This is a genomic window from Treponema sp. R6D11, from assembly GCF_054786075.1.
Window position 1 is genome coordinate 1 of the sequence record NZ_BDHD01000229.1, and the last position, 2459, is coordinate 2459.

The 2459-nt window shown below is 31.9% G+C and carries 2 protein-coding genes; both read left to right on the plus strand.

The features are described 5' to 3' along the window. Window positions 1-542 precede the first annotated feature (542 nt). Window positions 543-1325, plus strand: a complete 783-nt coding sequence (locus tag ACYVTD_RS11570) for a restriction endonuclease (RefSeq protein WP_461247921.1) — start codon at window positions 543-545, stop codon at window positions 1323-1325. Between the two features lie 7 nt (window positions 1326-1332). Next, the coding region (locus tag ACYVTD_RS11575) for a site-specific DNA-methyltransferase (RefSeq protein WP_461247922.1) at window positions 1333-2459 on the plus strand (1127 nt) is incomplete at its 3' end.

A 2459-nucleotide genomic window follows, 5' to 3' on the forward strand; every position in this document is an offset into this window, starting at 1 on the left:
GGTAGCACCGCATATAATAGGTAACGCAATGTATCTGTTACCACTTTTTCATAGTAGTCTGTAACATTTAAATCTTTACTATTAATTTGGATTTTTTTGAGAAGACTTCACACAAAGGGCACAAAGGGGGAGAAGAACACAAAGGAAGAGAAGGGGGTTATTGTCCGAAGGATAGACTTGTGAACTTCACGATAAGATAACGGACAAAAATCCCTTGATTCTTCTTTGTGTCCTTCTCTTCCTCAGTGTCCTTTGTGAGAAATCTTCTGGGTATAATTTTTGTAAAGTATTAGTTGTTACAACGTAATAGTGTACTTTGCTTTGTAGGGTACACCGTATATGGGGTTGGTAAAGTAGTAACAGGCATTTGTATGTCATCGAAAAACATTTGCGTATATCGTGAAAAGTGAAATATAATGCGTATTTAAAAGAAATGTTAAGATTATTTAAGATACTTTAAGTTAAACCTTTGAAAAGCCCCCTAAAAAACATCGTTGACAAAAATAAAAATTTGGCATAAAGTACTAATTAAGGGGAAATTTATGGGACATTGGACTGATTTAAGCATAGAATTTGCAAATCAGCGTAATTATTTGGACGAATTATTTAAAATTTACCCAACAATCCCAGATGGGATAAGAGAAATTGATGAAAATCAATGGTATCATATTGAAAATAGTTTTAAGGCACACAACAATATTGATTTAATAACTCATTTGTTACAATTAGACCTTTTTCCAATTAAAGATTCTTATGTGGCATACTTAAAAAGAGACCCTGATGCTATTCAAAGAAATCCAAATACTCTAAATAGGCTTTGTGGCAGATTATATGAAATGGGATTGGAAGAAATATTTGAAAGGTGCTCAGAACCTAAAGAAACAAACAGACAAATTGGACCATTATTTAAGCGGTGGCTAAATAATGACGGGTTAGGAATAAAACCAGTTGGCATAAATGAATTTCAAAAAACTAATGAGAATGCGGTATTAGACGCTTCCGATGCAGAAATGAAAACTTGGTGTACGGAACATTTAGATTATTCCCGTGATAAAGGTTTGGATTTTGTTGGCAGATTTAATGGAAAATATGTTATAGGGGAAGCTAAATTTTTAACTGATTTTGGCGGACATCAAAATGCCCAATTTGATGACGCAATGAGCACAATAACAAATACATCAGTTAAGGCAATTACAATCGCAATATTAGACGGCGTATTATATATTAAATCGGACAATAAAATGTATAGGAATATTACAACGACTTACGCTAATTATAATATTGTTAGTGCTTTATTATTGCGTGAATTTCTTTACTCGTTATGAGGTTTTTATGGAATTATGTTATCAAGGCAAGAAACCAGTTAAAGAAATTTTAAATAATACTTCTGTTTGTAACCTATATGGTGAAATCTCCGCTGAGAATTTATTAATTAAAGGGGACAATATTTCAGTATTACAAAAATTAAGGGAGAAGTATACAAATAAAATCGATTTAATTTATATCGATCCGCCATTTTCAACAAATACGACATTTACTATCGGACAAGAAAGAGTAAGCACTATAAGCGTGAGTAATAATGACGATGTGGCATATATTGATAACTTAAAAGGCTTTGATTACATTGAATTTATCCGTGAAAGGCTTGTAATCGCAAGAGAGTTGCTTTCGGATGTTGGTTCAATTTATTTGCATATAGACTATAAAATCGGTCATTATATAAAAATAATCATGGATGAAATATTTGGAATTGATAATTTTAGGAATGATATAACCAGAATAAAATGCAACCCCAAAAATTTTCAGCGTAATGCGTATGGAAACATAAAGGATATGATATTGTTTTATTCAAAAACAAAAAATGTAATTTGGAATGATCCTAAAATCCCATTTAATAATAATGATAAAAATAGATTATTCAAAAAAACAGATAAAAACGGACGTGCGTACACGACTATACCGTTACATGCACCGGGAGAAACAAAAAACGGAGTTACTGCAACGGAATTTAAGGGCATAAAGCCTCCAAAAGGCAGGCATTGGCGTTGCGATCCAAAGGAACTTGAAGAATTGGACAAAGCCGGATTAATTGAATGGTCATCAAACGGCAATCCACGAAAGATAATTTACGCTGACGAAAAAGACGGCAAAAAAATGCAGGATATATGGGAATTTAAAGATTATCAATATCCTAATTATCCAACAGAAAAAAACAAAGATTTATTAAAGTCAATTATTTCAGCGTCTTCAAATGAAGAGAGTATAGTATTGGATTTTTTCTGTGGCTCCGGCACTACATTAATTGCCGCTCAAGAATTAAACAGAAAATGGATCGGCATTGATCAGTCTGAACAAGCCATTAAAATAACAAAGAAAAGACTAAATAACATCGAAAAGACATTTTTTTCAGAATGTAAATATTCATATTTAGAAACAGAAAATATTTATAATATGGATAT

What these genes read in the sequence shown, in the direction of transcription:
- ACYVTD_RS11570 (WP_461247921.1), top strand. Translation starts at nt 543, where the DNA reads ATGGGACATTGGACTGATTTAAGCATAGAATTTGCAAATCAGCGTAAT.